18 protein-coding genes are annotated in these 17,321 nt (G+C 61.3%); 9 read left to right on the top strand and 9 right to left on the bottom strand.

Annotated elements, in window-relative coordinates; genetic code table 11:
* Nucleotides 1-42: 42 nt before the first annotated feature.
* Nucleotides 43-516, top strand: a complete 474-nt coding sequence (locus tag BLL36_RS04390; protein WP_076950260.1) for a cyclic nucleotide-binding domain-containing protein — start codon at nt 43-45, stop codon at nt 514-516.
* On the opposite strand, the gene BLL36_RS04385 is transcribed toward BLL36_RS04390, so the two are convergent.
* On the bottom strand, nt 513-791 hold the full coding sequence (locus tag BLL36_RS04385) for a hypothetical protein (protein WP_076950259.1): 279 nt from the start codon (nt 789-791) through the stop codon (nt 513-515). The genes BLL36_RS04390 and BLL36_RS04385 overlap by 4 nt on opposite strands.
* A gap of 78 nt (nt 792-869) precedes the next feature.
* Between BLL36_RS04385 and BLL36_RS04380 the strand changes: the two genes are divergently transcribed.
* The 4 genes from BLL36_RS04380 to BLL36_RS04365 all read left to right on the top strand — a co-directional run bounded on the left by BLL36_RS04380 (nt 870) and on the right by BLL36_RS04365 (nt 3,040).
* Nucleotides 870-1,556 carry a spermidine synthase gene (locus BLL36_RS04380; protein WP_076950258.1) on the top strand — a complete coding sequence of 229 codons (687 nt, stop codon included), beginning with the start codon at nt 870-872 and terminating at the stop codon, nt 1,554-1,556.
* Nucleotides 1,557-1,615: 59 nt separating this feature from the next.
* Nucleotides 1,616-1,990 carry a YajD family HNH nuclease gene (locus BLL36_RS04375; protein ID WP_003210675.1) on the top strand — a complete coding sequence of 125 codons (375 nt, stop codon included), beginning with the start codon at nt 1,616-1,618 and terminating at the stop codon, nt 1,988-1,990.
* Nucleotides 1,991-2,162: 172 nt separating this feature from the next.
* A complete protein-coding gene (locus tag BLL36_RS04370; protein ID WP_003189607.1) occupies nt 2,163-2,630 on the top strand; it encodes an RNA methyltransferase in 468 nt (155 codons plus the stop codon).
* Nucleotides 2,631-2,698: 68 nt separating this feature from the next.
* Nucleotides 2,699-3,040, top strand: a complete 342-nt coding sequence (locus BLL36_RS04365; RefSeq protein WP_076950257.1) for a YgaP family membrane protein — start codon at nt 2,699-2,701, stop codon at nt 3,038-3,040.
* A 137-nt stretch (nt 3,041-3,177) separates the two neighbouring features.
* Here BLL36_RS04365 and BLL36_RS04360 read toward each other — a convergent pair whose 3' ends face one another.
* Nucleotides 3,178-3,627 (bottom strand): YcgN family cysteine cluster protein, encoded by a 450-nt coding sequence (locus BLL36_RS04360; protein WP_003172524.1) that lies wholly within the window; start codon nt 3,625-3,627, stop codon nt 3,178-3,180.
* Nucleotides 3,628-3,782: 155 nt separating this feature from the next.
* On the opposite strand from BLL36_RS04360, the gene BLL36_RS04355 reads away from it, so the two are divergent.
* The gene (locus tag BLL36_RS04355) at nt 3,783-4,367 is read left to right on the top strand and encodes a nitroreductase family protein (RefSeq protein ID WP_076950256.1); all 585 of its coding nucleotides are present in this window, start codon (nt 3,783-3,785) and stop codon (nt 4,365-4,367) included.
* Nucleotides 4,368-4,448: 81 nt separating this feature from the next.
* On the opposite strand, the gene BLL36_RS04350 is transcribed toward BLL36_RS04355, so the two are convergent.
* The 5 genes from BLL36_RS04350 to BLL36_RS04330 all read right to left on the bottom strand — a co-directional run bounded on the left by BLL36_RS04350 (nt 4,449) and on the right by BLL36_RS04330 (nt 11,254).
* Nucleotides 4,449-7,919 (bottom strand): OspG family effector kinase, encoded by a 3,471-nt coding sequence (locus BLL36_RS04350; protein WP_231998952.1) that lies wholly within the window; start codon nt 7,917-7,919, stop codon nt 4,449-4,451.
* 152 nt (nt 7,920-8,071) lie between these two features.
* A complete protein-coding gene (locus tag BLL36_RS04345; protein ID WP_076950254.1) occupies nt 8,072-9,004 on the bottom strand; it encodes a D-2-hydroxyacid dehydrogenase in 933 nt (310 codons plus the stop codon).
* Between the two features lie 107 nt (nt 9,005-9,111).
* Nucleotides 9,112-9,405 (bottom strand): YcgL domain-containing protein, encoded by a 294-nt coding sequence (locus tag BLL36_RS04340; protein ID WP_076950253.1) that lies wholly within the window; start codon nt 9,403-9,405, stop codon nt 9,112-9,114.
* On the bottom strand, nt 9,402-10,532 hold the full coding sequence (rnd, locus tag BLL36_RS04335) for a ribonuclease D (protein WP_076950252.1): 1,131 nt from the start codon (nt 10,530-10,532) through the stop codon (nt 9,402-9,404). Before rnd ends, BLL36_RS04340 begins: the two co-directional genes overlap by 4 nt.
* A gap of 122 nt (nt 10,533-10,654) precedes the next feature.
* Nucleotides 10,655-11,254, bottom strand: coding sequence for a class I SAM-dependent methyltransferase (locus BLL36_RS04330; RefSeq protein WP_076950251.1), 600 nt, complete (start codon nt 11,252-11,254; stop codon nt 10,655-10,657).
* A gap of 126 nt (nt 11,255-11,380) precedes the next feature.
* On the opposite strand from BLL36_RS04330, the gene BLL36_RS04325 reads away from it, so the two are divergent.
* Complete coding sequence (locus BLL36_RS04325) at nt 11,381-12,151, top strand: transporter substrate-binding domain-containing protein (protein WP_076950250.1); 771 nt, start codon at nt 11,381-11,383, stop codon at nt 12,149-12,151.
* A 50-nt stretch (nt 12,152-12,201) separates the two neighbouring features.
* On the top strand, nt 12,202-13,041 hold the full coding sequence (locus tag BLL36_RS04320) for a cache domain-containing protein (RefSeq protein WP_076950249.1): 840 nt from the start codon (nt 12,202-12,204) through the stop codon (nt 13,039-13,041).
* A 337-nt stretch (nt 13,042-13,378) separates the two neighbouring features.
* Here the strand turns inward: BLL36_RS04320 and BLL36_RS04315 are convergent, their stop codons facing one another.
* On the bottom strand, nt 13,379-14,896 hold the full coding sequence (locus BLL36_RS04315) for an MDR family MFS transporter (RefSeq protein ID WP_197678451.1): 1,518 nt from the start codon (nt 14,894-14,896) through the stop codon (nt 13,379-13,381).
* Between the two features lie 66 nt (nt 14,897-14,962).
* Entirely contained in the window at nt 14,963-16,147 is a 1,185-nt protein-coding gene (pobA, locus tag BLL36_RS04310) for a 4-hydroxybenzoate 3-monooxygenase (RefSeq protein ID WP_197678478.1), read from the bottom strand.
* A 188-nt stretch (nt 16,148-16,335) separates the two neighbouring features.
* Here pobA and BLL36_RS04305 point away from each other — a divergent pair, with 188 nt between their 5' ends.
* Complete coding sequence (locus BLL36_RS04305; protein ID WP_076950247.1) at nt 16,336-17,193, top strand: helix-turn-helix domain-containing protein; 858 nt, start codon at nt 16,336-16,338, stop codon at nt 17,191-17,193.
* Nucleotides 17,194-17,321: the final 128 nt, after the last annotated feature.

Genomic DNA, 17,321 nt, shown 5'->3' with positions numbered 1-17,321 from the left:
CGAAGGACCACCCTACAAGATTGACGGACCAAGATTGCAGCCATGGCACAACCCACGCTCCTCAATGACGAAATCCGCGACATGCTGATGGACTGCGGCCTGTTCGATCCTTTGTTGCCGGAGGATTTTCACATCGCCGCCGGCTACTTCAATATCAGCAGCATTGCCCGCGACGAGGTGATTTTCCTCGAGGGCGATGCCGGCACCTTCATGTGCATCATCCACAGCGGTCAGGTGGCGGTGCAGAAAGCCAACCATGATGGCCAACGCCTGACCATCGCTACCCTGCGCAGCGGCCGGGCCTTTGGCGAAATGGCCGTGCTCGACGGCGAGCGGCGTTCGGCCAGTTGCGTGGCCGCCAGTGACTGCGTGCTGTTGAACCTGGGCAAAGACTCCCTGGAAAAGATGCTCAACGAAGCGCCCAGGGTGGCCGCCAAGATCATCCGTGCGATTGCGATTGCCCTGTCCAAACGCCTGCGCATGGCGGATGGGCAATTACTCAATCAACACGTTTAACCACCGGGCGTCTTCGGCTTGCTGTCGTTTTGCTGCAGGCCGGGCACGGTCTGGTCCTTCGGCGGCGTCGGCAGCACGATAGGCACCAGGGGCGGCGAGCCGTTGGTCTTGGGCACGGCCGGCGGGGTGACTTGCGGATACAGTGTCGGCGTCGGGGTGCCCGGCGCGCCTGGCGTGGGGGCGGGCGCGACCGGTACGGTTTGCAATTCCTGAGCCTGCGCCGCAGCGGATGCGAGCGCGCTCAACACAATGACCGTTAGAATGCTGCACTTCATCGATGGCTCCATGGCCTGACCGGAATATCACAAGGCTACTCCCAACCGCGCAAGAATGCCCTTCCCAATGAGATTTCCATGAAACGTTTCGTTCTGCTCGACACCACCCCGATCCCCGACAACGGCGGTGCCTTGTGCCTGTTCGAGTACGGTGAAGATTTTGTCATCAAGATCCAGGGCGGCGACGGCGGCCAGTTGATGAACACGCGCATGCACGGTTCCGAAGATGCGCTGGCGGAGATTCCCTGCCGCAAAGTCGCCGGACGCCCGGATTCACGGGTATTGATCGGTGGCTTGGGCATGGGCTTCACCCTGGCTTCGGCGCTCAAGCATCTGGGCAAGACCGCTGAAGTGGTAGTGGCGGAGCTGGTGCCCGGCGTCGTGGAATGGAACCGTGGGCCACTGGGCGAAAAGTCCGGCCGGCCGCTGCTGGACCCACGCACGGTGATCCGCCTGGAAGATGTGGCCAAGGTGCTGCAAGCCGAGCCCCAGGGCTTTGACGCGATCATGCTGGATGTGGACAACGGCCCCGAAGGCCTCACGCAAAAGGCCAACAGCTGGCTTTACTCCGCCGGTGGCCTAGCCGCGTGCGCCAAGGCCCTGCGCCCCAAAGGCGTGCTGGCCGTGTGGTCGGCCAGCGCCGACAGGCTGTTCAGCGACAAGCTGCGCAAGGCCGGTTTCAAGGCCGAGGAAGTGCAGGTATTTGCCCATGGCAACAAGGGCACGCGGCACACCATCTGGATTGCCGAAAAGCTCAAGGGCTAATTGCGCCGTGAACGGCTAGAATCAAGCCTGTCCGTGACCACCAAAATATAGGAGCCATGATGAGCTCAACCAACCCGCCCTCCCACACCGCCAAGCTGGATCGCATCCTCGCCGATGCCCAGCGCGACCGTGAAATGGGTTACCGCGACAAAGCCTTGAAAATGTACCCCCACGTGTGCGGCCGTTGCGCCCGTGAATTCGCCGGCAAGCGCCTGAGCGAGCTGACCGTGCACCACCGCAACCACAATCATGACGACAATCCCCAGGACGGCTCCAACTGGGAATTGCTGTGCCTGTACTGCCATGACAACGAACACTCGCGCTACACCGACCAGCAGTACTTCGGCGAAGGCTCCACCAGCAGCCCGACGATCGCCAAGGCGACGCACAACCCGTTTGCGGCGTTGGCGGGGTTGATGAAGAAGGACGACTGAAGCGCCTCGCCGGCAGTTATGCCGCCATCGCAGGCAAGCCAGCTCCCACATTTGACTGTATTCACACACTCAAAAATGTGGGAGCCGGGCTTGCCCGCGATAGCGATAGCCCAAACACCACATGTCCCAAGCCCGTATAATCGCGTTTTTTTTCGCCAAGGCACCCTTCCCCGTGGGCAATAAACGCTACAGCTGCATCGGTCTGTATAACCCCAAATCCCCCGAAAACGTCGGTTCGGTCATGCGTGCCGCCGGTTGCTACGGCGTGGCCTCGGTGTTCTACACCGGCGTGCGTTACGAGCGCGCCCGGGACTTCATTACCGACACCAAGAAGGTCCATCACGACATTCCGCTGATCGGTATCGATGACCTGAAGAAAATCCTGCCCCTGGGTTGCATTCCCGTCGCCGTGGAACTGGTGGAAGGCGCCCGTCCCCTGCCTGAGTACACCCACCCCGACCGCGCCCTCTACATTTTCGGCCCGGAAGACGGCTCCCTCGATAAAGAGATCCGCGACTGGTGCGAAGACGTGGTCTACATCCCGACCACCGGCTGCATGAACCTTGCGGCCACCGTCAACGTGGTGCTCTACGACCGACTGGCCAAAGGCAACAACACCCGTTCGGGCCCCAAGTACTGATATTTTCGGAACATCCGGCACCCGCGGGTAGTCAGCCTATTATCACTAGCCCTTGTTGGAGACAGACCATGAGCGACAGCACAACCATGCGCCCTATCATCGAACACACCCCATTCCAGACCCAGCCCGCGCAAAACGTGCATGGCTGGGAACGCTTCGGCTCGGTGGCCGGCGGCGCGATAATGGTGGGCAAAGGCCTGCGCCGTGGCGGGATTTTCGGTTTGATCCAGGTGGCAATCGGCGGCATGGCGTTGGCCCGTGGCTTCACCGGGCACTGCTCGCTCAAAGACAAGCTGGAACACGGCCGCCAGGAAATGAACACCGTGCGCGCGAAGATCGAGCGCGCCGGGGATGAGCTGAAGAACCTGAAGACCAGGGCGGAAGTGGCGGCTGAAAAAACCGTTGGCTGAATGATCGTTCCCACGCTCTGCGTGGGAATGCCGCCCAGGACGCTCCGCGTCCCGCCGAACGGCGCAATGCGAGGTGACGCAGAGCGTCAAAGGATGCGTTACCACGCGGAGCGTGGGAACGATCAATCTCCCACCTGTTAGCCCGCGCGGAAAATCAGGTAATCCTCCCAGTCATCCTCGGGCACGCTGCCTTCGCTGAGCATGCGCCCGGACTGGGAAATGCGTTCGTGGTGCACCGCATCGCGGTCGCCGCAGACCAGGTGGTGCCACAGCGGCAAGTCCTTGCGCTCACTGACCAGGCGATAGCCGCAGGTCGGCGGCAGCCATTTGAACTGGTCGGCCTGGCCCGGCGTGAGCTGGATGCAATCGGGCACGGACGCGCGGCGGTTGGGGTAATCGGTGCACTGGCAGGTCTTCAGGTCGAGCAGTTTGCAGGCGATCCGCGTGTAATAGACGCTGTTATCGTCTTCATCCTCAAGCTTTTGCAGGCAGCACAGGCCACAGCCGTCGCACAACGACTCCCACTCCTCCTGATCGAGGTGCTCAAGGGTTTTGCGTATCCAGAAAGGTTCGACTTTGGCGGCCATGGCTCTGCATCGGTATCGGTAGGTGAAAAGGCCGCCAGTCTAGTGCCCACGACCCCTGGGGCCAAGCGCTGGCGACTGGCGGTGCTGCAACGCTTGTCAGCCTAGAGCCTGCGCAGTAGCTTGGAGCACCGAATTAAACGATCAGGAACTGCTCCATGACACGTGTTGCCGACTATCCGATTCATCCCCAGTTCACCGACCGCTGGTCGCCCCGCGCCTTCACCGGCGAGAGCATTGCCAAAGAGACCCTGCTGAGCTTCTTCGAAGCCGCACGCTGGGCGCCTTCGGCGTACAACTCGCAGCCCTGGCGGTTTCTCTACGCGCGCCGTGACACACCGGACTGGGAACGCTACCTGGGCCTGCTCAATGAATTCAACCGTGGCTGGGCGCAGCACGCGTCGGCCCTGGTGATCATCGCTTCCAAGACCGATTTCATCGCCCCTGGCGCCAGCGAAGAAACCCCGGCGCTGTGGCACACCTTCGACACCGGCTCGGCCTGGGGCCACTTGGCGCTGCAGGCCAGCCTCAGCGGCTGGCACACCCATGGCATGGCCGGCTTCGATCAGGAACTGACGCGCAACGAGCTGAAAATCCCGCAAGGTTATGCGCTGCATGCCGCCGTGGCGATCGGCAAGCTGGGTGACAAGTCGACCTTGCCCGAGTACCTGCAAGGCCGTGAAATGCCGAGCCCGCGCAAGCCGCTGAGCGAGCTGGTGTCGGAGGGTGATTTCAGCCTTTGATGCCCTCAAGCGTTGCGGCGGTGAATCAGTGCTGAATCACCGCCGACGCTCAAGCCTGGGGACCACAGGCAACGGCCAGGCTTACGCGCTCATCAGCAGCTTATCGAACTCGTCGTACAAGTCGGCCTTCTCAAGTTCATAGTCCTCCAGGAGGTCATCCGGCAGCGGGTCGCCGTCAACCAGGTCGCTTCTCGTCCTGGTACTGATATCCAGCGGGTAGATTTTCTTGTCTTTGGCCGAATACAAAAAATTCCCCAGGTGGAGATCGCTGTGGAAAATGCCTTTGTCCTCCATGGCTTTGAACGCATCGTCCAGCAACACGCGCACATCCGCCGGCAGACTGTTGTGTTGAACACCTTTGAGGCTGACGCCGTCGAGCTTTTTCATCTTGATGTAGGCATCGCCCATGCTGGTGAACGCCTCGGCAAACCCTTCGCCGTAGTAAGCGTTCAATTGATCGGCTTGATCCATGACGGTATTGATATCGAATGATTCAAGCTCGGTGTCGAAGCACTTATAGACGCTGGCGCCGTCACGACTTTCATACAGCACAGCCTCCGCACCCGAGCCAATTTCCCGGCCACAATCGCTGTTCACCGGGAACGGATAGCCCCCCTTCGCTCCCAAGCGCTGCCATTGATCGCCTTGAACATGCTGCACCAGCAACTCGGTCTGGCGATTGTTGTGATAGATCCGTGCCTGGACCGCGCCCTCTTCCGTGCGCGTGACTTGTCGAACCTCATACACCGCTGGCTGCCCGAGGTCATCCGTATGGCGGATATAAGACGTGTGCCCATTCCTCGCCACATAAACGCCCTGGCTGTTGCGTGACAACCCGGCGATGGTCGACTCAGGCACTTTGAGTGCGTCATGCAAGGCGTTGTTCAACCGAGCACCTTGGGGCACCACCTTCGCGTGGATCGCCCCGTTCAGTGCCTGAGTGTTGGGCGCAAATGCGTCAAGAGGGCTGCCGTAAGGGCGCAATTTGTCTACATCCAGCGCATACCATTGGCCCTTGTTCAACACCGCTGCGCCTTCAACCGTCTCCCCGGCAACCTTGAAGGTGCCGATTGCCGTCGACCCGTGCTGCCGGCTCGCCGCTTTGAGCAGGTCGTAACTACCGCTGGCACCTCTGAGTCGGTTTACCCCCTCAAGGCTCTTGGAAATCAGCCGGCCGGCGCCTGTCTTGACCACGCCGGCAACGCCAAGCGCCACGTCGCCGACACCGCCCAATGGATTGAATGCTTCGATGGTCAGCGCGCCGATAAATCGCGCCGCCTTTGCTAGCCCACGCATGCTGGAGAGCCCCTTCGAGAAGGCTTTGGCCGCCTGCGCTGCCTTGCCGGCGCCCAAAGTGACCAGGCCAATAAGGTCAAGGCCCAGGTCAAACACCCCATCGGCAATATTGCCGTTGCTGAAATTGACAATGGCGGACCTCAGCGGAATGAGGTTCAGGAAGAATTCGCCGATTACCTGGTTTGTCGCCGCGTTTTTATCAAAGGAAGTGCCCCCCCTGGCCTCCTGCAACAAATCGTCATTGCGCAAATCCAGAGACTTGGCAAACACCCGGCCTATGTAGTCTCTGCGCGGTGAGTTCAATGGCGGTGTGGCTACGTGGGGTATCGACTGCTCGCGGGCCTTGTCGGCCTCGTCCTTGAACGGATCGAACAGCACGGTTTTACTGATGACGTTGGCCTCCGTGCGCTGCAGGTTCTTGTCCGTATAAGGCGGTGTGTAGCGTGTTTTCAGGTAGTTCTGCTTTTCGATGATGGCGCGCCGCGTATCGATCTCATAGATATTCACTTCGCCATTGAGCGTGGTTTTCACCCGCAATGTGTGCCCGCGAGTCCTGAGCGCAGGCTTGGTAAACAGGTCCATGGCCATCGTGTAGTCGTTGGTGTGGAAGAACTCCAACTGGCCGTAGTCAAGATTTTTGCGGTCTTCGGGCGGTAGCGTCGAGATCAGGTACTGGGCCAGCCCCTGCTGGCCCTGTTCTATCGAAGTGATCGCCTGGTCATACCCGGCCTTGAACGCTGCGGTCACATCCAGTGTGCCGCTTTCATACAGGCGGCAAAACGCCGACGCCGGAATACGCGCGTCGCGGGACTCCCAGTGTTCGTCCGCGCCGAGCTTGCCACCGTGCATCACCACGTCCAGCATCGAACGCATGCCCGGAAACTGCCCCGTCCTGCCAGGAACGCGAAATACTCTCGCCAGGCTCGGGGTTTCGAAAAGTGCAGGATCAAGCCCCGGAAACGCCGCCTTCAACGCCGCCAGCGCCATCTCGCGCCGACTGGGCAACGGCGTTTGTGCCAACCCGCTGACGCTGGTCAGTCCTTGCATCTGGCGGTTGTACTCCACACGCACCGCCTCGTACTCAATATCCGTCGGTGCGTTGCTCGCCAGCAAGCCATTGGCCAGGCCCCAGTCCGCCAGGGCTTTGCGCTGGATGCTCTGCAGCACACTGGGGCTTGTGTTGACCTGCTCGCCATACGCCAGCACTTCGGCGTAGCTCAGGTTGACCGTACGACCTGGCGAGTCGGCTTCGAGCCTGGCGCTGGCAATCGCCAGTTGCGTCCAGGTAAGGCTGCCATAGGTCACACTGCGAGGGATGTCTCGGACCAGAAATTCGGGGGCCGTCCTGGCCAGCAATAACCGGGTGGCCAGCTTCGCCGTTTGCACCGTCGCACGGCCCTTGGCAACCAAATGACTACTCAACCCGGCGATGACTTCAGATGCAGGCGCGCCCCAGTGCCGCGGTTGAGCCAGATCAAAATCGGAGGAGGAATCCAGTCCAAGATGGATCGCTGCCATCACGTAATCATTGATACTCGTGTCCGTCGGCAGACCACCCAGTTTTGACTGAATAGCCCGCCCCAGGGCCTGGGCCTTAGGTGAGCCGAGCAGTTTTTCCATGGCTTGGTTCGGGAATTTCAGATCAGCGTCTGATACTGAACTGCCACTGAGCAAATAGCCCAACACACCTTTGTCCATGTCTGCCAGCGGCACGCCGGCCAGCCCGCTGCGGCTGTCCTGCAACAGGGCGGCAATAGCACTTTGATCGTGCCCGGAGATAGGCACGGGCCAGGCCAGCGCGCCGGCGAAATTGCCCAGCGGTGACGTCTGCGCCTTCCTGGCAACAGCCTTGTTCAGCGCGATCATCTCGGCAAGCGTCTTGGGAACAGACAAGCCCTGACCTTGAATGAAGGTCTGGAGGCTGACCGTGTCGTTCAGATTCAGGGCCTGTTGGCGGTGATACGAAGAGTCTTCACAGACCCGCATTGAGGTGTTTTTCAGGCGCGCCGCCAGATCGGCAGCAGTCTTGTCAGGATCTGGCCCAAGGGTTTGAAGGATGCTTTGAAGGTGTTTTGCCAGTGTTTGCCAGTCGCAGTGGTCGCCAAACGCGGTTTTCAAGGCGCCAGGGTTGTCGAGGAAAGCCACAGGAGTTTGCGCCAGCCGGGGCTGTTGGGCGGGAGATGGAACACCCGGAGCAGCGTCGTCGGCGCGGATGATCGAGGGTATAGAAACGCGTGAGGGGGCGATGGCCGTCATTCGGGTACCTGTCCATAGTTGGGAAACTCGTCCTGCAGGCGACGCGCGTTAAACGCACCCCCTGCGTTCACTGGGTGTTAAAACCCAGGGACGAGGTTCCAGCTTGATTGTCAGGTCTCATGTCAACGGCAGGCGGCTATGGGCCTGGGGGATCAATAACCGCGTGTGAAACTTACTTCGCCACGCAACGCTTGCTTGGCCTGGTACGCACGCACGTTGTGCATAAACAATTGCACCATCATCGACGGCGACGTCGGCGCCGAGCTGTGCCCTGTCAACAGCAAGCCCCAAGCCGTCCAGAACGGGTGGCGTTGCGGCAACGGTTCCTGACGGCACACGTCGATCACCGCACCCGCCAAATGCCCTTCTTTCAAGGCCTCGACCAGATCGGCATCGACCACCGCCACGCCGCGCCCGACATTGATAAACAATCCGGTCGGCTTGAATTGCCTGAACAGCGCAGCGTCATACAGATCATGGGTTTCGGGCGTGTTGGGCAGCAGGTTGATCACGTAATCCACCTCGCCCACCAGCCGGCCCAATTGATCGAGCCCGGCGACTTCGATAAACGGCGCCTGCTCGCGGGCCTGGCTGGCGATGCCGTAAAGCTTGACGCCAAACGGCACCAGGAACTCGGCGACGCTCTGGCCGATATCGCCGGTGCCCACGATCAATGCCTTGCGCCCCGCCAGGCTCTGGCCGGTGCGGTTGTCCCATTTGCGCTCGACCTGGCTGACCAGGCGCGCCAAGACTTCGCGCTCATGACCAAGCATGTAGGTGAGGACAAATTCAGCCATGACCTGGCCGTAGATGCCGACCGCACGGGTCAGGCGATAGTCGCGGGGCAGGCCTTCGGCCAGCAACGGGGTGATGCCGGCCCAGGTCGACTGCAGCCATTGCGGGTGATGGCCCTGACGCAACAGCGTTGCGAGCAGGTCCGGCTGGCCCAGCCATACCGGACAATCGGCGGCCAGGCGCGACAGCTCGGCCGAGTCGCCGCTGGTCAGCACCTCCAGGTCCGGTGCCGCTTCGCCCAGCAATTGGGCATAGAGCGGGTGATCCTGTTCAGCAATCAGAACACGCATGGTTCAAACCTTTCAAAAACAGTGCAGACGGCCGCCCGCATCCTTACGGCCACCGCCCACGTATACGATTTCATTGATAACGGTGCCGCGCATGAGGCACCCAGCGATCACATCGGGTCGTTGCGACGCAGCAGCTCTTCGGGCAGGTGCTCGATGTACTCGTCTTCGGCCGGCGGCATTTGCAGGTGGTAACCCTGTTTGTCGAGGTTTTCCAGGACCACGGCGATGTCTTCGCGCGACAGCTTGCGCGCGGGCGTCAACACCATATCGAATGCGTGGTGCGGCTTGCCGAAGGCGGCCATCAACGGTTCCGGCACGCGCTCCAGGGCGTCGCTTTTGAGCACATAGAGGTACATGCCGTCTTTTTTCAAGCTGCGGTAGATGGAGCAAATACGTTTCAAGGCTGTTCTCCGGCGGACAGGCTGTCGAGCAGCGCCTGGCCCATCAACTCGCGGCGCCAGCCACGCAGCGAGTCTGGCAATTTATAAGGCCCATCGGGGTAGCCACTTTTGACCAGGGCTTCGAGGGTTTTCTTGCGCAGCATCAGTTCCGGCGCCATGTCCAGGCGTTCGGCGAAGGTTTGGCCCAGGGCGCGCAGTTGCTTGATCAAGGCGGCGGCCTCCACCGGCAATGGCTCGGCAACGGCGGGTGGCCATTGGTCCATGGGCGCGCTGCCGGCACGCTTGATCAGGTCCAGCAGGAACTGGCCGTCCTGGCGCACGGTGCGCGGGTGCATGTCTTCGATCTTGCCCAGGGCGGCGAGGTTATCCGGCTGGGATTTGGCCAGGGGCCACAACGAGTGTTCGCGAATGATGCGGTTGCGCGGCAGGTCGCGGGCGCGGGCCTGCTGCTCGCGCCAGGCGCACAGTTCACGCAGTACGGCGAGTTGGGCGCGGGAGAGTTTCCACGCCAGCTTCGCGTCGCGGTACACCTCGTTCGGGTCGACTTCGCGACGCAGGTTGGCGACCAACTCCGCACCGTCTTCCAGCACCCAGGCGTACTTGTCGTCGGACAATCGCGGACGCAGGCGGATGTAGACCTCGGCCAGGTGCACCGCGTCTTCGGCGGCGTAGCTGACCTGCGTGTCGGACAATGGCCGCTGCAGCCAGTCCGAACGGGTCTCACCCTTGGGCAACTCGATATCCAGCACGGCTTGCACCAGGCGCGAGTAGCCCATGGAAAAACCGAGGTTCAAGTAAGCCGCAGCCAATTGAGTGTCGAACAGCGGCACGGGCAGGCTGCCGGTCAGGCGCAGCAACACTTCCAGGTCTTCGCTGCAGGCATGCACCACCTTGATCACCGCCGGGTTTTCCAGCAAGGCGGCCAAGGGTTGCCAGTTGTCGATGGTCAGGGGATCGATCAGGTAAGCGCGTTGGCCATCACCGATCTGGATCAGCCCGGCAATGGGATAAAAGGTGTCGACCCGCATGAATTCGGTGTCGAGGGCGACGAATGGCAACTGCTGCCATTCGGCGCAATGCTGGCCGAGGCTATCGTTGTCGCAGATCCAGTGAATATCGATGGCCACACGGCTCTCCCTTGAAGAATGGCGCGCAGTATATATCGCGAAAGGGGCTTGCGAGCATCCGCAGTGCACAGGCGACCATGAAAACTCAGACAGACATGGAAGAATAGTCCGACAGGCGGGACTTATCCTCTCTTACGCAGGACGTAGACCCGCCACAGGTTTGAGCCGGGCATGAACTCCTGGTGATTCAGCACCTTGAAGCCGGCCTGGCGGAACTCATCCTCTACGGCGGTACGCGAATTGACGGAGACGATCACGGTGTCGCGGCTGACTCGGTGGAACTCGCGCAATAACGCCAGGCGCCCTTCGCTGCTGGGCACATGGCGAAACAATTCCAGGCAAAAAATGCAATCTACCGCGTTCGCCGACAAACCGATGGTAAACGCCGAGCCCTGGAACGTCTTGACCCGCTTGAGCAGGGACGCCGGGTGATGGCTGCGGGCATGATCGAGCATGTCCTGGGAGTTGTCCGACGCCAGGATCACCCGGTTGACGTGCTCGGCCAACACCGGCCAGAAACGCCCGGAGCCGCACGCCAGGTCCAGCACCAGCCCCGGCTCGCCGGCAACTTTGAGTGCCTGGCGCACCAGCCACTCGTCGCGCCATGACGCCAGGCGTCGCCGCAGACCGGGCGGGCGCGTATCGCCGCAGGCCCGGGCGTGTTCGCGGCCGCAGCGTTCGGCGTATTCGATCTCGATGGAAGAGGGAGGTTGTGTCAACATCTCGGGCTCATGTAAGTGGAACGGTAGCGAACGACCTTGATCCGCAGCTTAAACAGCACAACGTGAAAAAAAGGTCGAAACCTGCTGAAAATAAAAACTGCCCCCCTGCCCCAAGGACTCGACCGCATGAAAGCTCTTTTTGCCCTGTGTGCACTCGGCCTGGCCACCAGCGCCCTGGCCGAAACCACCCCGTCGCGCCTTGACGAGGTGCTCCAGCGCGGCACGCTGACGGTCTGCACCACGGGCGACTACAAGCCCTACACTTCGCTGCGCGCCGATGGCCGCTATGAAGGCATCGACATCGCCATGGCCGAGTCCCTGGCCAAGAGCCTCAACGCAAAAATCCAATGGGTGCCCACCACCTGGAAAACCCTGATGCCCGACTTCCTTGCCCAGCGCTGCGACATCGCCGTGGGCGGGATTTCGGTGTCGCTGGAACGCCAGAAAAAGGCTTTCTTCAGCCAATCCCTGGGCGTCGATGGCAAGATCCCGCTGGTGCGCTGCACCGATGTGCAGCGCTACCAGACCGTCGAGCAGATCAACCAGCCCCAGGTGCGGGTGATCGAGCCCGCGGGCGGCACCAACGAAGTGTTCGCCCGCGCCCATCTGGGCCAGGCGCAAATCCGCCTGCATGACAATGTGACCATCTTCGACGAACTGCTGGCGGGCAAGGCCGACGTGATGATCACCGACGCCAGCGAAGCGCGTTACCAGCAGAAGCTCAAGCCTGGGCTGTGCGCGGTGAACCCTGAGCGGCACATGCAATACAGCCAGAAAGCGTTCCTGCTGCCCCGTGATGACGTGGCGTGGAAGAGTTATGTCGATCAATGGCTGCACCTGAGCGTCGCCACCGGGGTGTATGACGGCATCGTCAACCAGTGGCTGGCGGCGCCTTGAGCCACAGCCGTCTACGCTGTGGTCACATCTACAATAATGAGGGACGGAACATGAAGGGATTGCTCCGCATCACCTGGCTGCTGCTGTTGTGTACGGGCCAGGTGCACGCCGCAACAGGGCAGGATGAGGATGCCCAGGCCGCCAAGGCGCTGCTGGAAAAAGCCTTGGCTTACTACCAGAGCAACGGCGACAAGGCCTTTGCCGCATTCAGCCGGCAGGGCGAATTCATCGACCAGGACCGCTATGTGTTTGTGGTCGATACAAAAGGCGTGTTGCTGGCCAGTGGCGGGCCCTCCTCCGCCTTGATCGGCCGCGATGTGTCCGAAGTGCTGGGCCCGGATCTGCGCCAGTCATTCAAGGATGCGCTCAAGGTACCGGACGGCCAAGGCATCCAGCAGGCCGACTACCGCTGGCAGAACTGGAACGACGGCAAGGTCGAACACAAGCACGTGTTCTACCAGCGTGTGGGCGAACGCATCCTGGCGGTGGGTTATTACTTGCCCAGGGCGACGCCGGAACAGGCCAGGGCCCTGCGCAACAAGGCGGTGAATGCGCTGCTCAAGGATGAAACCGGCACGCTCAAGGCCATCAATTCATTGCAGGGCGGTTTCCTGCAGGATGATCTCTACGTGTTTGTAGTGGACCTCGATACCCGGCGCTACGTAGCCCACGGCACCACGCTGCGGCTGATCAATACCGACTTCAGCAAGGTCAAGGACCCCGACGGCAAACCGGTGGGCGAGCCGATTCTCAAGCTGATGGCCGAGCAGGACCAGGGGGAATACAAATACCGCTGGAAAAACCCGGTGACCAACAAGATTGAGAACAAGCATGCGTATGTGCGCAAGGCTGGGCGTTTCATGGTGGCGGTCGGGTACTACAGCCCTTGATAGACCGTTGAAATACAATCTCCTGTGGGAGCTGGCTTGCCTGCGATAGCGGTGGGCCAGTGAACACATTTGTTACTGATATACCGCTATCGCAGCATAGGTATCTACACATCTTTGTAGTGAGCGGGCTTGCCCCGCGCTGGGCTGCGAAGCAGCCCCAAACCAGGCGACCGGATTCTACCTGAAGCTCGGCGATGCCTTTATTGGGGCGGCTTCGCCACCCAGCGCGGGACAAGCCCGCTCACTACAGGGAGATTTGTCAGCCTTAGAAAGTTGTGTAGATACCTATGGCTATCGCAGGCAAGCCAGCTCCCACATTTGATCTCCAGCGTGTCAGTTATTTCGCCTTGTCCTCACGACCACGCAACACGCGGTTGGGCATCGCAATCGCCGCCGCCAACCCCAGCAGCGACACGGCCGCGCTGACCATCAGCAAATGCCGGAACGTCACCGCCAGTTCCCCGCGCAGGGCGTCTTGCGCGGGGCCGGGGGCGGCGTTGAGGCCGTCGAGCAACACGTTGCCGGAACGGCCCTCGGCCCCCAGCGCGCCGCTGGCCAGGTGGGCGAAGCTTAAGTCTTGCAACAACGCCAGCAGCAGCGCCGACATGCAAGCCACCCCGACGGCCCCGCCCAGGGAACGGAACAGGTTGGTGGTGCTGGTGGCGACGCCGATGTCGCCTTGGTCCACCGAGTTTTGCGTGCCCACCAGCGAGGTGGGAAATTGCATGCCGGCCGCGATCCCACACAGCAGCATAAACAGCGCCGTCAGGCCCACCGCCTGGGGCGCGCTGAAGGCCATGCCGAGAATCGCAAAGGGGCTCAACAGCGCGCCGCTGAGAATCATCGGTTTATAGCGCCCGGTCACCGAGGTCATGCGCCCGGCAAAATAGGCGCCCATCGGCAAGCCCATGGCCAGCGGCAGCAAATGCAGGGCCGCGCTGTCGGCACCGGAGCCGGTCACGGTCTGGTAACGCAAGGGCATCAGCACCGTCAGGGATATCGCCTGGAAGCTGGTGATGAAAATCGTGCACCAACACAACACCGCGTTGCGGTTGGCGAACAGATGCATGGGCAACAGCGGCTCGCGCGCACGGCGTTCGTGCCACACGAACAGCGTCAACGCCACCAGCGCACACCCCAACAGACCCAGCACCTCGCTGTCGCGCCACGGATGACCCTGGCCGATTTCGGTGATGCCCAACAGCAACGCCGTGAGGCCGATGATCATCAGCAGCGTACCGAGGTAATCGATGATCGGCTTGCGCTGCGGCACCGGCAGCCCTGCCAGGGTGCGGTGGGCCACGTACCAGGCGCCGGCGCCCAATGGCAGGTTGATCAAGAACACCCAGCGCCACGACAGGTATTCGGTCATGTAGCCGCCCAGCACCGGCCCGGCCACGCTGGCCACGGCGTACATGCTGCTGAAATAGCCCTGGTAGCGGCCGCGCTCGCGGGGCGGGATGATGTCGCCGATGATCGCCTGACTCACCGAAATCATGCCGCCGGCGCCGATGCCTTGAAGGATCCGCGCCAGCACCAGTTGCTCCATGCTTTGCGCCATGCCACAGAACAGCGACGCCAGGGTAAACAGACCCATGCCGATCAGCATCATCGGCCGGCGCCCATACAGGTCGCCCAGCTTGCCGTAGATCGGCACCGCCACGGTCATTGCCACCATGTAGCCGGAGATGACCCAGGCCAGCAAGTTGACGTCGTGAAACTGCGCGGAGATGGCCGGCATGGACACGGCGACGATGGTCTGGTCCAGGGCACCGAGGAAAATCGCCATCATCAATGAGGCGAGAATACTGCGCACGGCAGGAAGCGGCGGAACGGGCTGATTGAGGTGCGTCACGGCAGGACCTTCGAGCAAGGCCCGCGGGAAAAGGCGGCCCGCGGGAATGCTGGATACGATAGCAGGCTATTCGATAGCTTCGTAAGGAAGTCCGACGTAATTTTCCGCGATGGTTTTGCGACCCGCCTCCGAGTGGATGAAGTACTCAAGCTCACTTTCGGCAATGCGCTGGCTGAAGCCATCGGCCTCGGGAAACTGATGCAGCATCGAGGTCATCCACCAGGAAAACCGTTCGGCCTTCCACACCCGTCGCAGGCAGATGGCGGAATAGCGTTCCAGCAAATCCACCCGCCCCTCGCCATAGACCTTGAGCAGGATCCGGTAAAGGGTGCTCACGTCGCTGGCCGCCAGGTTCAAGCCTTTGGCTCCGGTGGGCGGCACGATGTGCGCTGCGTCGCCGAGCAGGAACAGGCGCCCGTACTGCATGGGTTCCACCACAAAACTGCGCAGTGGTGCGATGCTTTTCTCGATCGACGGGCCGGTTACCAGCCGTTCGGCAAGCTGGCTGGGCAGACGCGTTTTGAGTTCATCCCAAAAGCGTGCGTCGGGCCATTGGTCCAGAGGTTCGTCGACTGGCACTTGCAGGTAATAGCGGCTGCGCGTCGGCGAACGCATGCTGCACAGCGCGAAACCGCGCGGGTGCCTGGCATACACCAGTTCGGCATGCACCGGCGGCGTGTCGGCGAGAATGCCCAGCCAGCCGAACGGGTAGACCCGCTCGAACACCTTGAGTGAATCAGCCGGGATCGATTGGCGTGCAATGCCGTGGAAACCATCGCAACCGGCGACGTAGTCACACTCCAGGCGAAAGGCTTCGCCCTGATGCTCAAACGTGAGCCAGGGCTGATCACTTTTGAGACCGTGGGGCTGCACGTCATGGGCTTCATACAGGGTGGTGGCGCCGGCAGCGCTGCGGGCCGCCATCAGGTCGCGGGTGACTTCGGTCTGGCCGTAGACCATCACCGATTGGCCACCGGTCAGGCCCTTGAGGTCGATATGCGTGAGGTGGCCATTGAGCGCCAGCTCGAAGCCCTCATGCACCAGGCCTTCGCTATCCATTCGCCGGCTGACGCCAGCCTCCCTCAACAGGTCGACCATGCCTTGCTCCAGCACCCCGGCACGGATGCGGCCTTGCACATAATCGGCGCTCTGGCGCTCCAGGATGAGGGTCTGGATACCCGCGTTATGCAGCAATTGGCCGAGCAGCAGTCCGGAAGGACCGGCGCCGATAATGGCGACTTGGGTTTTCAGCGTTTTCATTATTTTTATGGCCCGCAAGTTCCACTCGAACGGATTGAGTGAATAAGTTGTCTTTGGTCTTGTGGCAGACATTTTTCACTTGAGCGAGCAGCATAAGAAGGTGAAAACTGAGCCAAAGCCTGCCCTTTTTGCCAATTGGGGCGATTACCGCACCATTGTGCCGAACTTCGGATTGAACCATGACCAAAACCGCGATTCCGGTCTTCAAGCTTTACGGGGAATACCAGCAATGGCCGACACCCGATTTGTTGCACTGCGAAACCATTTCCCGGCGCAGTCGGGAATACCAGTGGGAAATCCAGCCCCACCGGCACGCGGATCTTTGCCAGTTGTTGTATGTACACAAAGGCCAGGCCCAGCTGGAAATCGAAGGCCGGCGCACCACGCTGAACGAAGCGACCCTGCAGGTGCTGCCACCGTTGTGTGTGCATGGGTTTCGCTTTTCCGAGGACATCGAGGGCTATGTATTGACCCTCGCAGCGCCGCTGGTCAGCCACTTGCAGACCCAGCTGGACGCCACGGTAGACGGGTTGCAGACATTGGGCAGTTACCCGGCCGGCAAGGACAGTGATTACCTGAACAGTCAGTTCGCCCGTTTGCAGGATGAGTACTCAAACCTACATCCGGCGCGGGGCATGATGATGCACGCGCTGGTCAGCGTGTTGCTGGTGTGGATCAGCCGCCAGGCCATCCAGCGTCGCCATTCGCGCGCGCCGAGGGGGCGTGAGTACTTCCGGCGCTTTACCCAATTGGTCGAACAGCATTACCGCGAGCACCCGAAGATCGAGGACCTGGCCCATCAGTTGGGCATCTCGGTCTCACACCTGAACGGCACGTGCCGGGAATTGGGTGGGCAGCCTGCGCTGCAGATCATGCATGACCGCCAGTTGCTGGAGGCCAAGCGCTTGTTGACCTATACCAGCATGACCATCAATGAGATGTCGGAGGTGCTGGGGTTTTCGGATCCTACCAACTTCTCCCGGCTGTTCCGGCGAAGGGTCGGGTTTTCGCCCAAGGCATTTCGTGAACAACTGTAGTGAGCGGGCTTGTCGAATCGTCGCACCGCCCGCGCTGGGCTGCGCAGCGGCCCCAAACCAGGCGACCCGGTTGTATCTGGAGCACCGCAGTGTTTTTATTGGGGCCGCTGCGCAGCCCAGCGCGGGGC

Origin of the sequence: Pseudomonas cedrina subsp. cedrina (assembly GCF_001983175.1) — a bacterium.
In the GTDB taxonomy this organism is placed as follows: Bacteria; Pseudomonadota; Gammaproteobacteria; order Pseudomonadales; family Pseudomonadaceae; genus Aquipseudomonas; species Aquipseudomonas cedrina.
Note: the sequence above shows the minus strand (reverse complement) of the source record. Positions and strands in the feature narration are given on the sequence as shown.